Origin of the sequence: Marinobacterium sedimentorum, from assembly GCF_024267675.1 — a bacterium.
Classification (GTDB): domain Bacteria; phylum Pseudomonadota; class Gammaproteobacteria; order Pseudomonadales; family Balneatricaceae; genus Marinobacterium_A; species Marinobacterium_A sedimentorum.
In genome coordinates, this window is sequence record NZ_JALDYX010000030.1 from 1 (window position 1) to 21845 (window position 21845).

Consider the following 21845-nt stretch of genomic DNA (forward strand, 5'->3'; position numbering starts at 1 on the left):
AGCATTTATTCAACGAAAACGCCTCGACCATTGGTCGGGGCGTTTTTGTATGTGGGATTTGAAAATTCGCGGTAAGAGCAGCTGGTCTTATCCGCTCAGAGAACCGTGCGCGGTATATGCCTGCTGTGCTTTAGCGGCTGGGCCAGGTCCTATGGTCGCGGTTGCTGCCTTCGGAGCGATTTATCCAGTATTGAATCTTGAACGGGTTGCCGAGGCTGGCTGCCGGAGGAGATTCTGAATTGCGACTGAGCTGGAAGCGGCCATCACAGCCCAGGGTTTCACCTGTGGGGGTTACCGATATTCGGCCGGCACCGACACTGCGTGCGGAGTCCAGTTTGCCCGATATCCTGAGCTGAGGTTCATTGTTGAAGATGCCCACACCACCGTAGATCCAGGTATCTCCAGTCACCGGCATCCGGTGACTGAATTCGCCACTGGCATTGAGCGTCGTGCTGAAGTTGAACGTTGGTTCTCTTCCCAGCGAGCCTTCAAGCGTCCCATTCGCAACCTTTAGGCTGATCAGATCCTGATAGCGGGCGCAGTCGATTTCAACCGGGCCTGCGAGTGCACCATAGGCCACCTTGTGAGAGTACGCATTACGAGCCAGCCCCTGCCAGTGACCGTTCAACGTCATCTGATTGAGTTGGCCCGGTGCAGGCGGCTCATACCAGTAGCTGGGGGATGCGCAGCCGGTTAGAAAAACGGCGGTGACTATCAATTGAGTCGCGTGCAACGGTTTCATCGGGTGCTCCTGCAGCCGGGGTCTTACTGGTGAGACTCTGCCCGGAGTACTCGGTTCACTAGTGTATCCCCGGTCTATCGGGCAATTGAGTTATGCCGCTCAGGCTCATAGACAGTTTTTCTAAGTTGCTGTTTTCAATATATTGCTGTGTGGGTGGAAGGACGGTATCCGGGTTTTGCGGACTCTAGGTTCGGCTGCTCCTTTCAGGAAGACGGCGTTGCGCGTGGACACTTGGTCGCCAATCGACTAGAATACCGCCGGTTTGCCTGCCCGCAGGGGGTGGCTAAGCCCCAAATTCTATAGAGCGAGGTAAAGTTTCGGTTTTACCTCGCTTTTTTGCACCTGTTCATTTTTGTATCGGCTTGTTTGTAACGCATCACGCGGGGGAGGTTCACTTGACGAGACCAGCCATTTTGGCCCTTGAAGACGGTAGTATTTTCAGGGGGGTGGCAATTGGTGCCGACGGACAATCCAGCGGGGAAGTTGTTTTTAACACCTCCATGACCGGATATCAGGAAATCCTGACAGATCCGTCCTATTGCCGTCAGATCGTAACCCTGACATACCCGCACATCGGAAACGTAGGTACCAACGCCGAAGACGAAGAGTCTGACAAGACCTGGGTCTCCGGTCTCGTCATTCGCGATTTGCCTTTGCTGGCGAGCAACTTTCGCAGTGAACAGTCGCTGGATACCTATCTGAAAGCCAAAAATATTCTTGGCATCGCTGATATCGATACCCGTCGTCTGACCCGCATTCTGCGGGAAAAAGGCGCGCAGAATGGCTGCATCATGGCCGGTGATTCGGTTGATGAGGCTGTTGCACTGGCTGAAGCCAAGGCGTTTCCGGGCCTCAAGGGCATGGACCTGGCCAAGGTGGTTTCTACCACTGAGTCGTACAGCTGGAATTCCTCAACCTGGACGCTGGGTGTGGGCCATGTCGACAAGGATCCGTCCGAGCAGCCATTCCATGTTGTCGCCTACGACTACGGTGTGAAGCGCAATATCCTGCGCATGCTGGTTGAGCGCGGTTGCCGTTTGACGGTTGTACCGGCTCAGACCCCCGCCGCGGAAGTATTGGCGCTGAATCCGGATGGCGTTTTCCTGTCCAACGGTCCGGGTGACCCGGAGCCCTGTGATTACGCAATTCAGGCGATCAAGGATATCTTCGAGACAGATTTGCCGGTTTTCGGCATCTGCCTGGGGCATCAGCTGCTCGCGCTGGCCTGCGGCGCCAAAACGATGAAAATGAAATTTGGCCACCACGGCGCCAACCATCCGGTACAGGATCTGGACTCGTCCCGCGTGATGATCACCAGCCAGAACCATGGTTTTGCGGTGGATGAAAGTACGCTGCCGTCCAATGTCAGGGCGATTCAGAAGTCGCTGTTTGACGGGTCTTTGCAGGGTATTGAACTGACTGACCGTCCGGCCTTCAGCTTCCAGGGACACCCTGAAGCCAGCCCGGGACCGCAGGACGTGGCGCCGCTGTTCGATCGCTTTATCGAGCAGATGAAGGCCCGCAAGGACGCCTGAGCAACACGCAGTTACAGCTAACAGATTTGACTGGTTTATATCGATGCCAAAACGTACGGACATTAAAAGTATTCTGATTCTAGGTGCAGGGCCGATCGTAATCGGCCAGGCCTGTGAATTCGACTATTCCGGTGCTCAGGCCTGCAAGGCGCTGCGTGAAGAAGGTTACCGGGTCATCCTAGTGAACTCCAACCCGGCCACCATCATGACCGATCCGGCGATGGCGGATGCGACCTATATTGAGCCTATCAACTGGAAAACAGTTGCCAAAATCATTGAAAAAGAACGCCCGGACGCTCTTTTGCCGACCATGGGTGGCCAGACTGCACTGAACTGTGCGCTGGACCTGGACCGCGAAGGCGTACTGGCCAAGTTCGGTGTCGAGATGATCGGCGCCAGCCAGGATGCCATCGACAAGGCCGAAGACCGCGAGCGCTTCGACAAGGCGATGAAATCCATTGGTCTTGCCTGCCCGCGTGCGATGATTGCCCACAGCATGGAAGAGGCACTGCAGGTTCAGGCGTCCATCGGCTACCCGGCCATTATTCGCCCGTCGTTCACCATGGGTGGCTCCGGCGGCGGTATCGCCTACAACCGTGAAGAGTTCATCGAGATCTGCGAGCGTGGTCTGGATCTGTCCCCGACCAGCGAGCTGCTGATCGATGAGTCCCTGATCGGCTGGAAGGAATACGAGATGGAGGTCGTTCGCGACAAGAACGATAACTGCATCATCGTCTGCACCATCGAAAACTTCGATGCCATGGGGGTTCACACCGGCGATTCCATCACGGTTGCGCCGGCGCAGACATTGACCGACAAGGAATACCAGCTGATGCGGGATGCGTCCATCGCAGTCCTGCGTGAGATTGGTGTTGAAACCGGCGGTTCCAACGTCCAGTTCGGTATAGATCCGAAAACCGGCCGCATGGTCGTGATCGAGATGAACCCGCGTGTATCGCGCTCGTCTGCGCTGGCGTCCAAGGCAACCGGTTTCCCGATCGCCAAGATCGCCGCCAAGCTGGCCATCGGTTACACCCTGGATGAGTTGCAGAACGACATTACCGGCGGGCGCACACCGGCGTCCTTTGAGCCGGCGATCGACTACGTCGTTACCAAGATTCCGCGTTTTACCTTTGAAAAATTCCCCCAGGCAAATGACCGCCTGACGACGCAGATGAAGTCCGTCGGCGAAGTTATGGCCATCGGCCGTACACAGCAGGAATCGCTGCAAAAAGCACTGCGCGGTCTGGAGGTGGGCGCCACGGGTCTGGATCCGATCGTGGACCTGGAAAGCGAAGATGCGCGCAGCGACATTATCCGCGAGCTCAAGCAGCCCGGCGGCGAGCGTATCTGGTACATCGGTGATGCCCTGCGCCTGGGCATGAGCGTAGATGAAATCTACGCACTGTCGGGCGTTGATCCCTGGTTCCTGGTGCAGCTCGAAGACCTGATCAAGGACGAAGCGCGCGTTTCCAACATGGCCCTGTCCGATCTGGACAAGGACAAGATTTACCGTCTCAAGCGCAAGGGCTTCTCTGATGCCCGTCTGGCCAAGCTGCTGGGTGTGAGCGAGAAACAGTTCCGCAAGCAACGCCACAGCCTGGGTGTGCGCCCGGTCTTCAAGCGTGTGGATACCTGTGCGGCGGAATTCGCCACCGACACGGCCTATATGTATTCGACCTACGAGGAAGAGTGCGAGGCCAACCCGTCCACCCGGGACAAGATCATGGTCATCGGCGGTGGTCCGAACCGCATCGGTCAGGGCATCGAGTTTGACTATTGCTGTGTGCACGCCGCACTGGCTGCCCGTGAAGACGGGTACGAGACCATTATGGTCAACTGTAACCCCGAGACGGTTTCTACCGACTACGACACCTCTGATCGTCTGTACTTCGAGCCGATCACACTGGAAGACGTACTGGAAATCGTGGAAGTCGAGAAGCCCAAGGGCGTGATCGTGCAGTACGGTGGCCAGACGCCGCTGAAACTGGCGGTGGCACTGGAGCAGGCCGGCGTACCCATTATCGGCACCAGTCCGGAAGCGATCGACCGTGCAGAAGACCGTGAACAGTTCCAGCAGATGCTCAAGCGTCTGGGTCTGAAACAGCCGCAGAACGCAACTGTGCGCAGCCTGGAAGAGGCCGTTATCGAAGCGGCCAAGATCGGTTACCCGCTGGTTGTGCGTCCGTCCTACGTCCTCGGTGGCCGGGCGATGGAAATTGTTTATAAGGAAGACGAACTGCGCCGCTACATGACTAACGCGGTCAAGGTTTCCAACGACGCGCCAGTGTTGCTGGATCACTTCCTGAATGCCGCTGTTGAAGTTGATATCGATGCGATCTCTGACGGCAAGACCGTCGTGATCGGCGCGATCATGCAGCACATTGAGCAGGCCGGTGTACACTCCGGTGACTCCGCCTGCTCGCTGCCGCCTTACAGTCTGGCGGCCGATGTGCAGGACGAGATGCGCGAACAGGTCAAGAAGATGGCACTGGAACTCGGTGTTGTCGGCCTGATGAACGTACAGCTGGCCTATCAGGACGGCGAAATCTACGTTATCGAGGTCAACCCGCGTGCATCACGCACCGTGCCTTTCGTCTCCAAGTGCATTGGTGTGTCGCTGGCCAAGATTGCGGCCCTGGTGATGACCGGCAAGACCCTGCAAGAGCTGGGCTTTACCGAAGAGATCGTGCCGAGCAACTTCTACGTCAAGGAAGCTGTATTTCCGTTCAACAAGTTCCCGAGCGTGGATCCGATTCTGGGCCCGGAAATGAAGTCGACCGGTGAAGTCATGGGCGTTGGCGAAACCTTCGGCGAAGCCTTCATGAAGGCGCAGATCGGTGCCGGTGAAAAAATGCCGAAGAAAGGCAAGGCGTTCATCTCGGTACGTGACGTCGACAAGGCGGGTGTGGTCAAGGTGGCCAAGTCTCTGCTAGACCTCGGCTTCTCCCTGGTAGGCACAGGTGGTACTGTCAAGCTGCTGGCCGAACACAACCTGCCGGCGACGGCGGTGAACAAGGTTATGGAAGGTCGGCCAAATATCGTGGACATGATCAAGAACGATGAAATCGTTTATGTGATCAATACCACAGAAGGCCGCAAGGCGATTGCAGACTCGTCTGAAATTCGTCGCAGCGCATTGCAGCACAAGGTGCCTTACACCACGACTCTGGCGGGCGCGGAAGCCATGACCATGGCGCTGGAATATGGTGAAGAGAAGGTTGTCCGCAGCCTTCAGGACTTGCATGCAGGTATTGCGAAATGAAACGAGTTCCCATGACTGTCGGCGGCGAGCTGGCTCTGCGTGCAGAGCTGGATCGCCTGAAGTCCAAAGATCGTCCGCGTGTTATCGCGGACATCGCCACTGCGCGTGCGCACGGTGATTTGAAGGAAAATGCCGAGTACCACGCGGCGCGGGAACAGCAGGGCTTCATCGAAGGCCGGATTCAGGAACTTGAGTCCAAGCTGTCCCAGTGCCAGGTAATCGATGTCACTACGATTCCCCATACCGGCAAGGTGTTCTTCGGTGCGACTGTACTGATCGCCAACGTCGACAGCGGTGATGAGGTTCGTTATCAGATCGTCGGTGACGACGAGGCCGATATCAAGCTGAGCAAGATTTCGGTGAACTCACCGATCGCGCGCGCCCTGATTGGCAAGGAAGAAGGCGATATCGCCTGTGTGGCAACCCCAGGCGGTGAAATCGAGTACGAGATCATCGAGGTGAAGCACATCTGATTGTGCTGTTACATAAAAAAACCGCCTGTCGGCGGTTTTTTTATGTGCTGCGAAGACTTAGCGCAACAGGTTGGACAGCTTGGGATTGGGCTCCAGCGCCTTGCGGTAGATCAGGGCGATGTTGCCGATCTCCTGCACGAGTGTGCACTCCACGATGGTGCAGAGCTCCTGGATAATCTGTTTCTTGATTTCGCGCTCGCCAACCGCAAACTTCACCTTGATCAGTTCGTGGTCGTCCAGGGCGCGGTCGACTTCCAGCTGCAGGTTCTCGGTCAGTCCCTTAGCGGCAACGGTCACGATCGGGTTTAGTTTGTGGCCGATGGTGCGCAGCTGCTTCTTTTGCTCGGGCGTCAGGCTCATACTAGAATACGTTGCCTCGTGATTGTGTGGGTCGGGCTTGCGTGTTAAAACGGGCCACGATGAAAACAATCAATCATTTTACCTGAGTTGCCCATCGCTGAGTAGCGTTGCAACCATTGATCGGTCTGGAATTACAAGTGGCAAGATCTAAAAGCAGTGGTCAGTGGTTAAAGGAACATTTTGATGACCGCTACGTCAAACAGTCAAAATCCGACGGTCTTCGCTCCCGCGCCAGCTACAAGCTGAAAGAACTGAACGACAAGGATCGGTTACTGCGCCCGGGCATGACAGTGGTCGATCTGGGCGCGGCGCCCGGCGGCTGGTCCCAGGTGGCCAGCGAACTGGTGGGGGATCATGGTCGCGTAGTGGCGTCGGACATACTGCCGATGGACTCACTGGCGGGTGTCGAGTTCGTGCAGGGTGACTTCACCGATGAGGCCGTACTGGCGCAGATTCTGGCAGCGCTGGGGGATGCGCCGGCAGACCTTGTAATTTCCGATATGGCCCCCAATATGAGTGGTATGTCCGGAATTGACCAGCCTGCAGGAATGTATCTGGTTGAACTGGCGCTGGATATGGTGCGCCAGGTGCTTAAACCAGGCGGCTCCTTTCTGGTCAAAGTATTTCAGGGAGAGGGATTCGATGCCTATCTCGCGGATGTGCGGCAGAGCTTTACCAAGGTAGTGACCCGCAAGCCCGATGCATCGCGCGCGCGCTCCCGCGAGGTCTACCTGCTCGGCACAGGCTTCAAGGGCTAAACAGTCCGTAGTACCGCGCCGGCCTGGCTGTCATGGCACAGGGTGGTGAGTGAAGTAGTCAGGCCAGTTAAACTGGTGTACTTTTGAAGCGCGAATTTTCGTGCTTGAGCGTCAATTGAGGGTAGTCCTTTGAACGATATGGCAAAGAATCTGGTCCTCTGGCTGGTTATTGCTGCGGTCTTGCTGACCGTTTTCAATAACTTCAATGCCGAGGGAGATTCCCGCAGACTTACATATTCCGACTTCGTGGCGGAAGTCCAGGCTGACCGCGTGTCCAAGGTTGTCATAGATGGTTATACCATCCAGGGACAGCGGCAGAACGGGGAGCGGTTCGAGACTATTCGTCCTGCGCTGCAGGATCCCAAGCTGGTCGACGACCTGCTGCTGCACAAGGTCGTCATCGAAGGCAAGCAGCCTGAGCAGCAGAGCATCTGGACCCAGTTACTGGTGGCGTCATTCCCGATACTGGTGATCATTGCCGTATTCATGTTCTTTATGCGCCAGATGCAGGGCGGTGGCGGTGGCAAGGGGCCAATGTCCTTTGGCAAGTCGAAAGCCCGCATGATGAGCGAAGACCAGATCAAGACCACCTTTGACGATGTCGCCGGTGTGGAAGAGGCCAAGGAAGACGTTAAGGAACTGGTCGAATACCTGCGCGACCCCGGCAGATTCCAGCGGCTCGGTGGCCATATACCGCGCGGTGTACTGATGTCAGGTAACCCCGGTACAGGTAAGACACTGCTGGCCAAGGCGATCGCCGGCGAGGCGAAGGTGCCTTTCTACAGTATTTCCGGTTCGGACTTTGTCGAAATGTTTGTCGGTGTGGGTGCGTCCCGCGTCCGTGACATGTTCGATCAGGCCAAAAAGAGTGCGCCCTGCATTATCTTTATCGACGAAATCGATGCTGTTGGTCGTCACCGTGGAGTTGGCATGGGCGGCGGCAATGACGAGCGCGAGCAGACACTGAACCAGCTGCTGGTTGAGATGGACGGCTTCGAAGGCACCGAGGGTGTCATAGTGATCGCCGCCACCAACAGGCCTGACGTGCTCGACCCTGCCCTGTTGCGTCCCGGCCGTTTCGACCGCCAGGTGCATGTCGGCCTGCCGGATATCCGTGGTCGCGAGCAGATTCTCAAGGTACACATGCGCAAGGTACCGCTGGCTGACGACGTCAAGCCTGCGCTGATTGCCCGTGGCACGCCCGGCTTTTCCGGTGCGGATCTGGCCAACCTGGTGAACGAGGCCGCGCTCTTTGCTGCCCGTGACAGCCGTCGTACCGTTGGCATGCTGCAGTTTGAAAAGGCCAAGGACAAGATCATGATGGGTGCCGAGCGCAAGTCCATGGTCATGTCTTATAAGGAACGTCTGAATACCGCCTACCATGAAGCCGGTCACGCCATCGTCGGGCGCCTGATGCCCGAGCACGATCCGGTGTACAAGGTGTCCATTATTCCCCGTGGCCGGGCGTTGGGTGTGACCATGTTCCTGCCTGAGGAAGATCGTTACAGTCATAGCCGTCGTACACTCATTTCCAACATCTGCTCGCTCTATGGCGGCCGTATAGCGGAAGAGATGACTCTGGGCAAGGATGGCGTCACCACCGGCGCGTCCAATGACATTCAGCGTGCCACCAGTCTGGCGCGCAACATGGTTACCAAGTGGGGTCTGAGCGAAGAGCTGGGGCCGCTGCTGTATGACGATGAAGACGGCGACCCCTTCACCCGCGGTTATGGTGCACCTGCCAAGCAGACGTCGGAAGAAACCCAGCGTAAAATCGACTCGGTGGTGCGTACCATCATTGATGATTGTTATGTCCAGGCGCACCAGTTGCTGGAACAGAATCGCGATATTCTTGAAGCCATGGCGCACGCACTGATCAAGTACGAAACCATCGATTCAGGTCAGCTGGATGAGCTGATGGCGCGTCAACCGGTGACGCCGCCGGATGACTGGGTCGAAACCGACAGCAGCGCTCAGGCGACTGAAAGTGCGGATGCGGAGGATACGCCTGCGAACGAAGCGCAGTCAGACGAGCGCGACGAAAAGCCGAGCGTCGATGCCGGGAAGGACGAGACACCCCCTGCGGAAGACCCGGATATGCCGGAGTCAACGGATCGAAAGTTGCACTGAGATAACCGACACTGATTAGTATCGAAAAAGGCTGGCCCTATAGGGTTGGCCTTTTTGTTTTGGAGACATGGCTGTGAGTAACATTAAACTAAAATGTGGCAGGCGTGAGCTAGATCTGTCCCGGGTTCAGGTCATGGGTATCCTGAATGTGACCCCTGACTCCTTTTCGGACGGTAACAGCCTGTACAAGGCCGGCCAGCCTGCCGGCGATAAAGTGCTGGGTCGCGCAGCCCGAATGGTGGCGGAGGGCGCAACGATCATTGATCTGGGGGGCGAGTCAACCCGTCCTGGGGCTGCGCCTGTCAGTGTGCAGCAGGAGCTCGACCGGGTGCTGCCGGCGCTGGAGCTGATTCAGCGCGAGCTTGATGTGATTGTCTCGATTGATTCCAGTACAGCCGAGGTATTCATCGAAGCTGAAAAACTGGGGGCGGGCATGCTCAATGACGTGCGTGCGCTCGGCCGTGATGGTGCTCTGGTCGCTGCAGCAGCAACCGGGCTGCCTGTCTGTCTGATGCACATGCAGGGCAATACGCCGGCGGACATGCAGCTGGCGCCGCACTACGAGGATATCATAGCCGAGGTTGGCGACTTTCTGCGTCAGCGGGTGCTGGCCTGCGAGCGGGCGGGAATCAGTCGTGATCGCCTGTTACTGGATCCGGGTTTTGGCTTTGGCAAGACGCTGGAGCACAACCTGCGCCTGCTGAACCAAATGCAGCGCCTGCAACAGCTCGAGCTGCCGCTGCTGGTTGGCACCTCGCGCAAGAGCATGATTGGCCAGGCGCTTGAGCGTCCGGTAGATCAGCGCCTGGCGGGCAGTCTGGCAACGGCGGTGATGGCGGTGCAAAAGGGTGCGAAAATTATCCGTGTACATGATGTGGCGGCAACGGTAGATGCGGTACGCATGACCGAGGCTGTGATGATGGAATCAAAGGGAGAACAGGCGTGACGAAACGTTATTTTGGCACGGACGGCATACGCGGCAAGGTGGGACAGCATCCGATTACACCGGATTTTGTGCTCAAGCTGGGCTGGGCTGCGGGCAAGGTGTTTGCGCGCTCCGGGCAAAGCCGCATCCTGATCGGCAAGGACACCCGCATTTCGGGCTACATGTTTGAATCTGCACTGGAGGCGGGGCTGTCCGCCGCCGGTGTGGATGTGTTGCTGACCGGTCCGATGCCGACTCCGGCCATTGCCTACCTGACCAAGACCTTTCGTGCCGATGCGGGCATTGTGATCAGCGCCTCGCATAATCCGTTCTACGATAATGGCATCAAGTTTTTCTCGGCATTGGGTACCAAGCTGCCGGATGAGGTCGAACAGGCGATCGAGGCGCAGATGGATATCGCCATGTCCACGGTGGAGTCCCATGAGCTGGGCAAGGCCCGTCGTATCGACGATGCCGCCGGGCGCTACATCGAATTCTGCAAGGGCACGGTCAGCGGTGCTTTGAGCCTGAAAGGCCTTCGTATTGTGCTCGACTGCGCCAATGGCGCGACCTACCACGTAGCCCCCCAGGTGTTCGAGGAGCTCGGTGCGCGGGTGATTCGCATGGCGGCCTCGCCCGACGGGATCAATATCAATGCCGAATGTGGCGCCACTGCGCCTGCGACATTGCAGCAGCGGGTGTTGGCAGAAAAGGCGGACCTAGGCATAGCGCTGGATGGTGATGGCGACCGGGTGATTCTGGTGGATGCCGCCGGCGAGGTGGTGGATGGTGATGAAATCCTGTTCATCATCGCGCGCCAGATGCAGCTGCACGGGCGACTGACCGGCGGTGTTGTCGGCACCCTGATGAGCAATTACGGGCTTGAACTGGCGCTGCAGCGCGCCGAGATTCCGTTTGTGCGGACCCGGGTTGGCGACCGTTATGTGCTGGAAGAGCTTGATCGCAGGGACTGGTTCCTGGGGGCCGAGAATTCCGGTCATGTGGTGTGCCGTCATCTGACCAGCACCGGCGATGGCATCGTTGCCGGGCTGCAGGTGCTCAAGGCAATGGTGGAAAGCGGCGATACCCTGGCGCAGCTGCGACAGGGAATGACCAAGCTGCCGCAGGAAATGATCAATGTGCGGATCGCCAAAAAGGTGGATATTAGCTCGGTGGCCGAGATCGACCAGGCGGTGGCCCGGGCTGAGGCACGGCTGGGGAATTCCGGACGCGTACTGTTGCGCCCGTCGGGTACGGAACCTGTCGTGCGAGTCATGATCGAGGGCGAGGACGGGCAGCTTGTTGCAGAGCTGTGCCGAGAGCTTGCCGATGATGTTGAAAAAGCATTGCAAGCGCTTGTATCTTAAGGTCGGCTCAGTTAATATTTGCGCCTCTTTCGAGAGGGGACACCGATGCGTAAGAGTATCGTAGCTGGAAACTGGAAGATGAATGGCAACCTGGCAGCGAATGCTGAGCTGGTTAAAGGCCTTCTGAGTACGCGTTCTGGTGGCGATAATGTCGACGTGTTGGTCTGCCCGCCCGCAGTATATATACCGCAGGTAGCAGCCTTGCTGCAGGGCAGTGATATTTCCCTGGGTGCGCAGAATGCATCCGCTTTCGAAAAAGGCGCTTATACCGGCGATCTTTCGCTCTGCATGCTTGCCGAGTTTGGTGTCCAGTACGTTATTCTGGGTCACTCTGAACGCCGCGCACTGTTTGGCGAAGATGATGCCCAGGTGGCCGACAAGTTTCACGCTGTCGTGGCCGCCGGCGCTACGCCGATTGTATGTGTCGGCGAAACACTGCAAGAACGTCAGGCGGGTCAGACGCTGGAAGTTGTCAGTCGTCAGCTCAGAGCGGTGCTTGAAGTTGCCGATAAGGCAAAGCTGGCGGATGCCGTTGTTGCGTACGAGCCTGTATGGGCTATTGGGACGGGGCTGACAGCAACACCGGAGCAGGCGCAGGAAGTACATCAGGCGCTACGCGCACTGATTGCCGAGTACGACGCCGCGGCGGCGCTTAAGGTGAGAATTTTGTACGGTGGCAGCGTGACTGCTGATAGCGCGGCGCAATTGTTTGAAAAGCCCGATATCGATGGTGGTCTGGTAGGTGGAGCCTCTCTGAAGGCAAAAGATTTTCTTGCGATCTGCAGTGCAGCTGCAGGCGCATCGGCAAATGGTTGATTAAATGGAAACTCTGGTTCTGGTTGCACACGTGCTGCTCGCCGCTGCGATTATCGCACTGGTTTTGCTGCAGCAGGGTAAAGGTGCAGAAGCAGGCGCTGCCTTTGGTGGTGGTGCTTCCCAGACCGTATTTGGCAGCCAGGGAAACAGCAGTTTCCTGGGCCAAATGACCGCAGTAATGGCGGTGGGTCTGTTTATTACCAGTTTTGTTTTGGCCGTGTTCGCTAAGGACAAGGCCGAAACGGTTGGCGATGCTGGTATTCCAGCGCCGATCGTGATCGAGAGCAGTGCGGCTGAACCGCAACTGCCGGTACTGGAAAGCGCACCTGAGCCCGCGGCTGATGCCGATGTGCCCAGCGCCGAGTAAGTACCAACCTGGTGTTGCCCAAGTGGTGGAATTGGTAGACACGCTATCTTGAGGGGGTAGTGTCCCTAGGACGTGCCGGTTCGAGTCCGGCCTTGGGCACCATATTGAAAGAAAGACAGGAAGTGTGTAATATAACGCTCCTGTTTGTTGCGGGGTGGAGCAGTCTGGTAGCTCGTCGGGCTCATAACCCGAAGGTCATAGGTTCAAATCCTGTCCCCGCTACCACCTTATTCGTGTATCTTCGAAAAGGCCCCTCTTTAGGGGCTTTTTCGTAGGTAAATCAAGGCATTGGTGCCGCGATCAATAATGGGTCCAACAGAGACCCATTTTTTGTTTCCGGCGTCCGAATCGGTGCTTGCCAACAAGAGGTTTGCCGGTGTCAGCAAAGCTGAAATTGCTACATGAATTGATTGAACCGGGCGTTGTATCGCTTGGATTCGAGCTGTGGGGCATCGAATATCTTGCCCACGGTGTTCACAGTGTACTGCGTGTCTACATTGATGCTGAAAACGGCATTACCGTTGATGACTGCGCCAAAGTGAGTCATCAGATCAGCGGTGTGCTGGATGTTGAAGAGCCTATCAGCGGCCAGTACAACCTGGAAGTTTCATCCCCCGGGCTGGACCGTCCCCTGTTCACGCTTGAACAGTTTGTCGCCTTTACAGGCCACAAGGTTGAGATACGCCTGAGAGTGCCGTTTGAAGGGCGGCGCAAGTTCAAGGGGCTGCTTAACGGCGTCGAAGGTGACGAAGTCCTGGTGGTCGTAGATAAAGAAGAATATCTGTTGCCGATCGATTCCATCGATCGTGCGAACGTAGTTCCGCAGTTCTAAGGAACGCGAAGGATTGAGCGAGGCAGTGGCATGAATAAAGAGATTCTACTGGTAGCAGAAGCAGTTTCGAACGAAAAGGATGTGCCCAAACAGGTCATATACGAAGCGATCGAACTGGCACTGGCAACAGCGACCAAAAAACGCTACGACGAAGAGGCTGAAATCCGGGTTGAGATCGACCGGGTAACCGGCGATTACGATACTTTCCGTCGCTGGCTGGTTGTAAGCAATGAAGGTGTAGCGGCGCTCGGTACTGAGCTTACGCTGCAGGAAGCGCACGAGCTGGATATTAACCTCCAGCCGGGCGATCTCTATGAGGAGGCCGTTGAATCCGTCAAGTTTGGTCGCATTGCCGCCCAGACTGCCAAGCAGGTTATCGTACAGAAGGTACGTGAAGCCGAGCGGGCCAAGGTCGTCGCCATGTATCAGGATCGCGTGGGCGAACTGATCTCCGGCAGCGTCAAGAAGGTGACACGTGACAATGTTATCGTCGATCTGGGCAACAACGCCGAAGCTCTGCTGCCGCGCGAATTCCTCATCGGTCGGGAAACCTTCCGCATGGGCGATCGCGTACGCGCCATTTTGCATGAAGTTCGTGCCGAAGGTCGTGGCCCTCAGTTGGTGCTGAGTCGTTCCTGTGCAGCCATGCTGATTGAACTGTTCCGCATCGAAGTGCCGGAAATCGCCGAAGAAGTGCTCGAAATCCGGGCCGCTGCACGTGATCCGGGTTCGCGCGCCAAGATCGCTGTTAAAACCAACGATGGCCGCATTGATCCGGTGGGCGCCTGTGTCGGCATGCGGGGTGCACGTGTTCAGGCTGTGTCCAACGAGCTCAATGGCGAGCGTGTCGATATTATTTTGTGGGATGACAATCCCGCGCAGCTGGTTATCAATGCCATGTCGCCGGCGGAAGTTGCGTCTATCGTCATTGACGAAGAAACGCATTCCATGGATGTGGCCGTCGCGCAGGAAATTCTTGCGATGGCCATCGGCCGCGGTGGCCAGAACGTGCGTCTGGCCAGCGAGCTGACCGGATGGACGCTGAACGTGATGACCGAAGAAGCGGCGGCTGAAAAGCAGGAATCGGAACTCGGTTCGATCATGGAAATCTTCACCCGATACCTGGATGTCGATGAAGATATGGCCGAAGTACTGGTCGCCGAAGGCTTTACGTCGCTTGAAGAAGTGGCGTATGTGCCGGTTGATGAAATGCTTGAGATTGATGGCTTTGATGAGGACATGGTTGAAGAACTGCGTTCGCGAGCCAAGGATGCCCTGCTGAACCTGGCGATTGCCAGTGAAGAGGTGCTTGAGAACGCAGAGCCTGCGGCGGATTTGCTGGAAATGGAAGGTATGGATCGTCATACCGCCTTCCTGCTGGCAGCCAAGGGTGTGATCACGATGGAAGACCTGGCAGAACAGGCCGTCGAAGATCTGCTGGATGTTGAAGGCATCGATGAAGAAAAAGCCGCAGTACTGATCATGACCGCCCGGGCTCCCTGGTTTGCGGACGATGAGTCTGGGTCAACGGATTAGGAGAGAAAACCAATATGGCAGAAGTAACAGTACAGCAACTTGCCGATGTGGTTGGTGTTTCCGTCGAACGTTTGCTTAAGCAAATGCAGGAAGCAGGTATCAACGGTAAGGCCGATGGCTCCAAGGTCACCGAAGGCGAGCGCCAGGATCTACTGACTTACCTGAAGCGTAGCCACGGTGAAACCACGGATTCCGGTGAACCGAAGAAAATCACACTCAAGCGCAAGACTACGTCGCAGCTGAAAGTCTCCGGTGCCTCCGGCAAGAAGAAGACGATCAACATCGAAGTGCGCAAAAAGCGCACCTACGTCAAGCGTGCCGACGCTGAAGGCGAAGCGGCTCCGGCTGAACAGGTAGCAGAGCAGCAGACGAGCGCCGCCGTTGAGCAGGCCGCAGCGCCTGCACAGGCAGCTCCGGTCGTCGCTCAGCCTGTCGCTGCCGCCTCCGCTGCCGCCTCCGCACCGGCCGTGATCGACACTAAATCGGTCAAGGCTGTTGAAGGCGAAGAACAGCTGGCACCGCCGGCATCCAAGGCAGATCCCCGTGAAGAGGCTCTGCGCAAGGAGAAGAAAAAGCAGCAGCAGCTGGCGCGCCGCACAACTACGGATGACAAGAAACCGTCCCGTGGTGCCAAGTCTGCCCGCGGCCCGAGCCGTGGCTTCGGTGGCGATGACCGTGACGGTCGTCGTGGTGGCAAGCTGAGCCGTGGTCCCGGCAAGGGACGTGCACGCGGCGGCAAGCCGAACGTACATGGCTTCAAAGAGCCCCAGGCACCTCAAGTGCATGAGGTTCAGCTGCCCGAAAGTCTGACGGTGGCGGAACTGGCCAAGAAGATGTCGGTCAAGGCGGCCGAGGTCATCAAGGTGATGTTCAAGATGGGCGCCATGGCGACCATCAACCAGGTCATTGACCAGGATACAGCGACGCTGATCGTGGAAGAGATGGGTCACGTTGCCAAGCCGATGCAGGAAAATGCTGTTGAATCGGCGCTGATGGAAACCATCCAGCAGCAGCAGGGCGAAACCCAGGGCCGCGCGCCGGTCGTGACCGTTATGGGTCACGTTGACCACGGTAAAACGTCTCTGCTCGATTACATTCGTACCACCAAGGTGGCTGCGGGCGAGTCCGGTGGCATTACCCAGCATATCGGTGCTTACCACGTCGAAACCGACAACGGCATGATCACCTTCCTGGATACCCCGGGACACGCGGCCTTTACCGCCATGCGTGCCCGTGGTGCCAAGCTGACTGACATCGTTATCCTGGTTGTGGCCGCCGATGACGGTGTGATGCCGCAGACCGAAGAGGCTGTACAGCACGCGAAAGCGGCTGGCGTGCCCCTGGTCGTGGCCGTCAACAAGGTTGATAAGGAAGACGCCGATCCGGATCGTGTCAAAAACGAACTGGCCCAGCGCGATGTTATCCCGGAAGACTGGGGCGGCGAAGTTCAGTTCGTCAACGTGTCGGCCAAGACAGGCGAAGGTATCGACAAACTGCTCGAAGCCATCCTGCTGCAGGCTGAAGTACTGGAACTGAACGCGGTACCTGAAGCTCCGGCTCAGGGTGTTGTGGTCGAGTCCCGTCTGGACAAGGGTCGCGGTTCGGTTTCCACCGTGCTGGTTCAGAATGGCACGCTGCGCAAGGGCGACATTGTCCTGGCGGGTCTGCACTATGGCCGTATTCGTGCCATGCGTGATGAAAGCGGCAAAGACATTGAAGAAGCAGGTCCGTCCATTCCGGTGGAAATCCTGGGTCTCGATGGCACGCCGGGTGCCGGTGATGACTTTGCAGCCGTCAGCAGCGAGAAGAAAGCGCGTGAAGTGGCTCTGTTCCGTCAGGGCAAGTACCGCGAGATCAAGCTGGCGCGTCAGCAGGCTTCCAAGCTGGAAAACCTGTTTGCCAACATGCAGGCCGGCGATGTGAAATCGCTGAATATCGTCCTCAAAGCGGACGTGCGCGGATCCCTCGAAGCCCTGTCCCAGGCGCTGGAAGAACTGTCCACCGACGAAGTGAAGGTCAATATTGTTGCCGGCGGTGTCGGTGGTATCTCCGAGACCGAGGCAAACCTTGCCGTGGCATCGAGCGCCCTGATCATCGGCTTCAACGTGCGTGCTGACAACCAGGCCAAGGCCATTGTCGAACGTGAAGGTCTGGAGCTGCGCTACTACAGCGTTATCTACGACATCATTGATGACGTCAAACAGGCCATGACCGGCTTGCTGTCGCCGGAGTTCCGCGAGCAGATCGTGGGCATCGCCGAAGTACGCGACGTCTTCCGTTCACCCAAGCTTGGCCTGGTGGCGGGCTGCATGGTGACCGAAGGCACAGTGCATCGCAACAAGCGTATCCGCGTGCTGCGTGATAACGTCGTGGTCTACGAGGGTGAGCTTGAGTCGCTGCGTCGCTTCAAGGATGTCGTGCAGGAAGTTCGTCAGGGCATGGAATGCGGCATCGGCGTCAAGAACTACAATGACGTCAAGGTCGGAGACCAGATCGAAGTCTTCGATACCATTGAAGTTCAGCGGACACTCTAAACGCCATGGCACGAGAATTTACTCGAACTCAGCGGGTAGCGGACCAGATCCAGAAGGATCTGGCCCAGCTGATCCAGCGGCAGATCAAGGATCCGCGCGTAGGCATGGTTACCGTCAGTTATGTGAAGGTAGCCAAGGACCTCGGTTATGCCGACGTCTATGTCACCGTCATGCCGTTTGGCGCCCAGACCGATGAAGAGCAGACAGTGAAGGAATCACTGTCTGTCCTCAACAAGGCTGCGGGCTTTCTGCGACACGAGCTGGCGCGCGGCATCAAGCTGCGCGTCATGCCGCAACTGCGCTTTCACTTCGACGAATCTGTCGACCGTGGCCGCCGTCTGCACAGCCTGATTACTCAGGTGAATCAGCCGGAGCCGGGTTCAGAGCCGGCCGATGATTCTGCGGACAAGGCGGACGAGGAATAAGGCATGACCGAGGGCAGAAAACGCCGCGGTCGGGCGCTGGACGGCATTCTATTGCTGGACAAGCCTGCCGGGATAACCTCCAATGGCGTACTGCAGCGGGTCAAGCGCCTGTATGGCGCGGCCAAGGCCGGTCATACCGGTGCGCTGGATCCACTGGCAACCGGCATGCTGCCGATTGCATTCGGTGAAGCCACCAAGTTTTCCCAGTTCCTGCTGGATGCCGACAAACGCTATCTGACAACGGCCAAGCTGGGTATCCGCACGGATTCCAGTGATGCCGATGGCGAGGTGGTGGAAACCCGTGTGGTGCCGGCGCTGGATGAAGCGCGGATTCTGGCACTGCTGGATGAGCACTTCTCGGGTGAAATCGAGCAGGTGCCCTCTATGTTTTCGGCACTGAAGCACAACGGTCAGCCGCTCTACAAGCTGGCGCGCAAGGGCATTCAGGTTGAAGTCAAACCGCGGCGAGTCACCATTTTCCACTGTCATCTGACCGCCTTGCGCGAGGACGAAATCGAGTTGGATATCCGTTGCTCCAAGGGCACCTATATCCGCTCCATCGTGGAAGACCTTGGCTTGCTGCTGGGCTGTGGTGCCCATGTGAAACAGCTGCGCCGCCTCGATGCGGGGCCCTACAAGGCCGAGCAGATGATCACCCTTGATGCCCTGCAGGACATGGCCACTGAACAGCCGCAGGATGACGGGGAAAAGGGCATACAAGCCAGGCTTGATGCGCTATTATTGCCGGTCACCAGCGCCCTGGAGGATATTCCTTCCCTGACGCTGGATGGCGCACAGACGCAGCGTATCCTTATGGGGCAGCGTCTGGCATTGCCGGAGCAGGCTCCGGCAGAGCTGATAAAACTGATTGCAGGCGAAACCGGAGTCTTTCTGGGGATCGCCGAAATATCGGATGATCGCGTTCTTCGCCCCCGCCGCTTGCTGGCGACGGGCTGAAACGGTTATCGATAGCCCGGGTTGTCGCTCCCTGAGTGGCGGGCATGATGATTGGCGTTGTACTGATAATATGCTCGGTGCATCGTTTCTTCCTAACAGGCGGCACTAGCCGCACGCATATTAATATTGGAGCTGGATACAATGGCATTAGCTGTAGAGAAAAAAGCAGAGATCGTTAAAGACTTCGCCCGCGGTGAAGGCGATACCGGTTCTCCTGAAGTTCAGGTTGCCCTGTTGTCTTTCAACATTCAGGGTCTGCAGGATCACTTCAAAGAGCACAAGCACGATCACCACTCCCGTCGTGGTCTGATTCGCATGGTAAACCAGCGTCGCAAGCTGCTGGATTACCTGAAGAGGAAAGATGCTGATCGCTACCTGAAGCTGATCGCGCGCCTGGGTCTGCGCCGCTAAGTTGATGTTACCGGGGCCATACAATGTATGGCCCTAGTTTTATCCGGGGAATGAAACAGGCTCCCGGGTAAAGATTCAAACAGCCTGCTGTTTGGGCTGAGATAAACGCCCTGTCATCATTCCACGCTATTCATCCCGCCCGTACTCAATTGCGCTTTGGTGCAGAGTGCAACTGAGTACTGGCTTTCAATGAAGGACTGAATGCGACGGTGTGGTACAGGGGACGATTCTTCGAACACATGAGGTAATCTATGTTTCAAGTAACGACCAAGACATTCGAATTCGGTGGCCAGCAGGTTACGCTGGAAACCGGCCGCATTGCCCGTCAGGCGACCGGTGCCGTAATGGTTACCATGGGTGGCGTACAGGTTCTGTGTACCGTTGTTGGCGCCAAAAGCCAGCGCGAAGGCCAGGACTTCTTCCCGCTGTCCGTGCACTACCAGGAAAAATACTACGCCGTAGGCCGTATCCCCGGTGGTTTCTTCAAGCGTGAAGCCCGCCCGACCGAGAAAGAAACCCTGACTTCGCGTCTGATCGACCGCCCGATCCGTCCGCTGTTCCCCAAGGGCTACATGAATGAAGTACAGGTTATCTGTACTGTCATGTCCGCCGACAAGATCAATGATCCCGATATCGCTGCGATGCTCGGCACCTCGGCGGCTCTGGCCATTTCCGGTCTGCCGTTCCAGGGCCCGATTGGTGGTGCGCGCGTAGGCTTCACTGAAGCGGCCGGTTACATCCTGAACCCGACCTACGAACAGCTGGCTACGTCCGAGCTGGACATGGTCGTGGCCGGTACCAGCGACGCGGTACTGATGGTTGAGTCCCAGGCGCAGGAACTGTCTGAAGACGAAATGCTGGGCGCGGTTCTGTTCGCCCATCAGGAAATGCAGGTTGCCATTGCCGCCATCAACGATCTGGTTGCCGAAGCCGGCAAGCCGAAGTGGGATTGGCAGGCACCGCAGAAAGACGAAGCCCTGATCGCTCAGGTGCGTGGTCTGGTGGGTGAAGGCATCGCCGCCGCCTATCAGGTTGCCGACAAGGTTCAGCGTCAGAACGTCCTGGGCGAACTGCGCAGCCAGGCTGTTGAAGCCCTGACCGGTTCCGAAGAAGGCCAGCCGAATGCCCGCGCTATCGGTGGTATCTTCAGCTCGCTGGAAAAAGAAATCGTTCGTCACCGCATCATTGAAAGTCAGCCGCGTATCGACGGCCGCGACAACAAGACCGTGCGTGCCATCGACGTTCAGATCAACACCCTGCAGGGCGCACACGGTTCTTCCCTGTTCACCCGTGGTGAAACTCAGGCCATGGTCACCTGTACTCTGGGTACCAGCCGCGATCAGCAGATGATCGATGCCATCGAAGGCGAACGCAAAGACCCGTTCATGCTGCACTACAACTTCCCTCCGTACTCCGTGGGTGAAGCGGGCCGCATGATGGGTGCCGGGCGTCGCGAAATCGGTCACGGCCGTCTGGCGCGTCGCGGTGTTGCTGCCGTACTGCCGACCCAGGACGAGTTCCCGTACACCATCCGTATCGTGTCCGAGATCACCGAATCCAACGGTTCCAGCTCCATGGCGTCTGTCTGTGGTGCTTCGCTGTCCATGATGGACGCGGGCGTGCCGCTGAAAGCACCGGTCGCCGGTATCGCCATGGGTCTGGTCAAGGAAGGCGATCGCTTTGCCGTTCTGACCGACATCCTGGGTGACGAAGATCACCTCGGCGACATGGACTTCAAGGTTGCCGGTACCGAAGCAGGCGTTACCGCGCTGCAGATGGATATCAAGATCACCGGTATCAACGAAGAGATCATGGAAATCGCTCTGGAGCAGGCCTGCGAAGCACGCAAGCACATCCTCGGCGAAATGGCGAAGGTCATCGGCTATGCCCGTCCGGAACTGCCGGACAACGCACCTGCCATGACGCAGCTGAAGATCAACCCGGAGAAAATCCGTGATCTGATCGGCAAGGGCGGTGCGACCATTCGTGCGCTGACCGAAGAAACCGGCGCCATGATCGATATCGACGACAACGGTACCGTACGTATCTACGCCGACAACAAGATTGCTGCCAAAGCCGCGATCGAGCGTGTCCAGGCGATTACGGCAGAAGCTGAAGTCGGCAAGATCTACGAAGGCAAGGTTGTGCGCATCGAAGACTTCGGTGCCTTCATCAACATCCTGCCGGGCAAGGATGGTCTGGTGCACATCTCTCAGATCGCTGACAAGCGCGTTGAGAAGGTCACCGACTATGTGAACATGGACGACATCGTCAAGGTCAAGGTACTGGACGTGGACGTGCGTGGTCGCATCAAGCTGTCCATGCGTGACATGGTTGCAGACGAGTCTGCTTCCTGATGACCGGCTGAATAAAAAACCGCCTGAAAAGGCGGTTTTTTTTGGTCTGCAGTTT

The 21845-nt window shown here is 57.3% G+C and carries 18 protein-coding genes and 2 tRNA genes; 18 read left to right on the plus strand and 2 right to left on the minus strand.

Features of this window, described 5'->3' with window-relative positions; genetic code table 11:
* Nucleotides 1-130: 130 nt before the first annotated feature.
* Nucleotides 131-742, minus strand: a complete 612-nt coding sequence (locus MRS74_RS19005; protein ID WP_254581856.1) for a hypothetical protein — start codon at nt 740-742, stop codon at nt 131-133.
* Nucleotides 743-1137: 395 nt separating this feature from the next.
* On the opposite strand from MRS74_RS19005, the gene carA reads away from it, so the two are divergent.
* Genes carA through greA form a run of 3 tightly spaced genes read left to right on the plus strand, consistent with a single transcriptional unit; the run spans nt 1138 to nt 6015 of the window.
* Nucleotides 1138-2277 carry a glutamine-hydrolyzing carbamoyl-phosphate synthase small subunit gene (gene carA / locus MRS74_RS19010; RefSeq protein ID WP_254581857.1) on the plus strand — a complete coding sequence of 380 codons (1140 nt, stop codon included), beginning with the start codon at nt 1138-1140 and terminating at the stop codon, nt 2275-2277.
* Nucleotides 2278-2320: 43 nt separating this feature from the next.
* Nucleotides 2321-5542 carry a carbamoyl-phosphate synthase large subunit gene (gene carB, locus MRS74_RS19015; protein WP_254581858.1) on the plus strand — a complete coding sequence of 1074 codons (3222 nt, stop codon included), beginning with the start codon at nt 2321-2323 and terminating at the stop codon, nt 5540-5542.
* Nucleotides 5539-6015, plus strand: a complete 477-nt coding sequence (greA, locus tag MRS74_RS19020) for a transcription elongation factor GreA (RefSeq protein WP_254581859.1) — start codon at nt 5539-5541, stop codon at nt 6013-6015. The genes carB and greA overlap by 4 nt, the downstream gene beginning before the upstream one ends.
* A gap of 57 nt (nt 6016-6072) precedes the next feature.
* Here the strand turns inward: greA and MRS74_RS19025 are convergent, their stop codons facing one another.
* A complete protein-coding gene (locus MRS74_RS19025; protein WP_254581860.1) occupies nt 6073-6375 on the minus strand; it encodes a YhbY family RNA-binding protein in 303 nt (100 codons plus the stop codon).
* A 137-nt stretch (nt 6376-6512) separates the two neighbouring features.
* Here MRS74_RS19025 and rlmE point away from each other — a divergent pair, with 137 nt between their 5' ends.
* The 15 genes from rlmE (at nt 6513) to pnp (ending at nt 21790) form a co-directional block, all read left to right on the plus strand.
* Nucleotides 6513-7133 carry a 23S rRNA (uridine(2552)-2'-O)-methyltransferase RlmE gene (gene rlmE, locus MRS74_RS19030; protein ID WP_254581861.1) on the plus strand — a complete coding sequence of 207 codons (621 nt, stop codon included), beginning with the start codon at nt 6513-6515 and terminating at the stop codon, nt 7131-7133.
* Nucleotides 7134-7271: 138 nt separating this feature from the next.
* Complete coding sequence (gene ftsH, locus MRS74_RS19035) at nt 7272-9263, plus strand: ATP-dependent zinc metalloprotease FtsH (protein ID WP_254581906.1); 1992 nt, start codon at nt 7272-7274, stop codon at nt 9261-9263.
* Between the two features lie 67 nt (nt 9264-9330).
* A complete protein-coding gene (folP, locus tag MRS74_RS19040; RefSeq protein WP_254581862.1) occupies nt 9331-10209 on the plus strand; it encodes a dihydropteroate synthase in 879 nt (292 codons plus the stop codon).
* A complete protein-coding gene (gene glmM / locus MRS74_RS19045) occupies nt 10206-11555 on the plus strand; it encodes a phosphoglucosamine mutase (protein WP_254581863.1) in 1350 nt (449 codons plus the stop codon). Before folP ends, glmM begins: the two co-directional genes overlap by 4 nt.
* Nucleotides 11556-11600: 45 nt before the next feature.
* Nucleotides 11601-12371 (plus strand): triose-phosphate isomerase, encoded by a 771-nt coding sequence (gene tpiA / locus MRS74_RS19050; RefSeq protein WP_254581864.1) that lies wholly within the window; start codon nt 11601-11603, stop codon nt 12369-12371.
* A 4-nt stretch (nt 12372-12375) separates the two neighbouring features.
* The gene (gene secG / locus MRS74_RS19055; RefSeq protein WP_254581865.1) at nt 12376-12738 is read left to right on the plus strand and encodes a preprotein translocase subunit SecG; all 363 of its coding nucleotides are present in this window, start codon (nt 12376-12378) and stop codon (nt 12736-12738) included.
* Between the two features lie 16 nt (nt 12739-12754).
* Nucleotides 12755-12840, plus strand: a tRNA-Leu gene (locus tag MRS74_RS19060).
* 46 nt (nt 12841-12886) lie between these two features.
* Nucleotides 12887-12963: transfer RNA gene (locus MRS74_RS19065), tRNA-Met, on the plus strand.
* A gap of 151 nt (nt 12964-13114) precedes the next feature.
* Nucleotides 13115-13570 (plus strand): ribosome maturation factor RimP, encoded by a 456-nt coding sequence (rimP, locus tag MRS74_RS19070; protein WP_254581866.1) that lies wholly within the window; start codon nt 13115-13117, stop codon nt 13568-13570.
* Between the two features lie 30 nt (nt 13571-13600).
* Nucleotides 13601-15106 carry a transcription termination factor NusA gene (gene nusA / locus MRS74_RS19075; RefSeq protein WP_254581867.1) on the plus strand — a complete coding sequence of 502 codons (1506 nt, stop codon included), beginning with the start codon at nt 13601-13603 and terminating at the stop codon, nt 15104-15106.
* 14 nt (nt 15107-15120) lie between these two features.
* Nucleotides 15121-17640, plus strand: a complete 2520-nt coding sequence (gene infB, locus MRS74_RS19080) for a translation initiation factor IF-2 (RefSeq protein ID WP_254581868.1) — start codon at nt 15121-15123, stop codon at nt 17638-17640.
* 5 nt (nt 17641-17645) lie between these two features.
* Entirely contained in the window at nt 17646-18065 is a 420-nt protein-coding gene (rbfA, locus tag MRS74_RS19085) for a 30S ribosome-binding factor RbfA (RefSeq protein WP_254581869.1), read from the plus strand.
* A 3-nt stretch (nt 18066-18068) separates the two neighbouring features.
* Nucleotides 18069-19022, plus strand: a complete 954-nt coding sequence (truB, locus tag MRS74_RS19090) for a tRNA pseudouridine(55) synthase TruB (protein WP_254581870.1) — start codon at nt 18069-18071, stop codon at nt 19020-19022.
* A gap of 141 nt (nt 19023-19163) precedes the next feature.
* Nucleotides 19164-19433, plus strand: coding sequence for a 30S ribosomal protein S15 (gene rpsO, locus MRS74_RS19095; protein ID WP_254581871.1), 270 nt, complete (start codon nt 19164-19166; stop codon nt 19431-19433).
* Nucleotides 19434-19684: 251 nt separating this feature from the next.
* Entirely contained in the window at nt 19685-21790 is a 2106-nt protein-coding gene (gene pnp / locus MRS74_RS19100) for a polyribonucleotide nucleotidyltransferase (protein ID WP_254581872.1), read from the plus strand.
* Nucleotides 21791-21845: the final 55 nt, after the last annotated feature.

Coding starts and splice junctions, on each gene's coding strand:
- MRS74_RS19005 (WP_254581856.1), bottom strand. CDS start 742: ATGAAACCGTTGCACGCGACTCAATTGATAGTCACCGCCGTTTTTCTA.
- carB (WP_254581858.1), top strand. CDS start 2,321: ATGCCAAAACGTACGGACATTAAAAGTATTCTGATTCTAGGTGCAGGG.
- greA (WP_254581859.1), top strand. CDS start 5,539: ATGAAACGAGTTCCCATGACTGTCGGCGGCGAGCTGGCTCTGCGTGCA.
- MRS74_RS19025 (WP_254581860.1), bottom strand. CDS start 6,375: ATGAGCCTGACGCCCGAGCAAAAGAAGCAGCTGCGCACCATCGGCCAC.
- ftsH (WP_254581906.1), top strand. CDS start 7,272: ATGGCAAAGAATCTGGTCCTCTGGCTGGTTATTGCTGCGGTCTTGCTG.
- folP (WP_254581862.1), top strand. CDS start 9,331: ATGGCTGTGAGTAACATTAAACTAAAATGTGGCAGGCGTGAGCTAGAT.
- tpiA (WP_254581864.1), top strand. CDS start 11,601: ATGCGTAAGAGTATCGTAGCTGGAAACTGGAAGATGAATGGCAACCTG.
- secG (WP_254581865.1), top strand. CDS start 12,376: ATGGAAACTCTGGTTCTGGTTGCACACGTGCTGCTCGCCGCTGCGATT.
- nusA (WP_254581867.1), top strand. CDS start 13,601: ATGAATAAAGAGATTCTACTGGTAGCAGAAGCAGTTTCGAACGAAAAG.
- infB (WP_254581868.1), top strand. CDS start 15,121: ATGGCAGAAGTAACAGTACAGCAACTTGCCGATGTGGTTGGTGTTTCC.
- rbfA (WP_254581869.1), top strand. CDS start 17,646: ATGGCACGAGAATTTACTCGAACTCAGCGGGTAGCGGACCAGATCCAG.
- truB (WP_254581870.1), top strand. CDS start 18,069: ATGACCGAGGGCAGAAAACGCCGCGGTCGGGCGCTGGACGGCATTCTA.
- rpsO (WP_254581871.1), top strand. CDS start 19,164: ATGGCATTAGCTGTAGAGAAAAAAGCAGAGATCGTTAAAGACTTCGCC.
- pnp (WP_254581872.1), top strand. CDS start 19,685: ATGTTTCAAGTAACGACCAAGACATTCGAATTCGGTGGCCAGCAGGTT.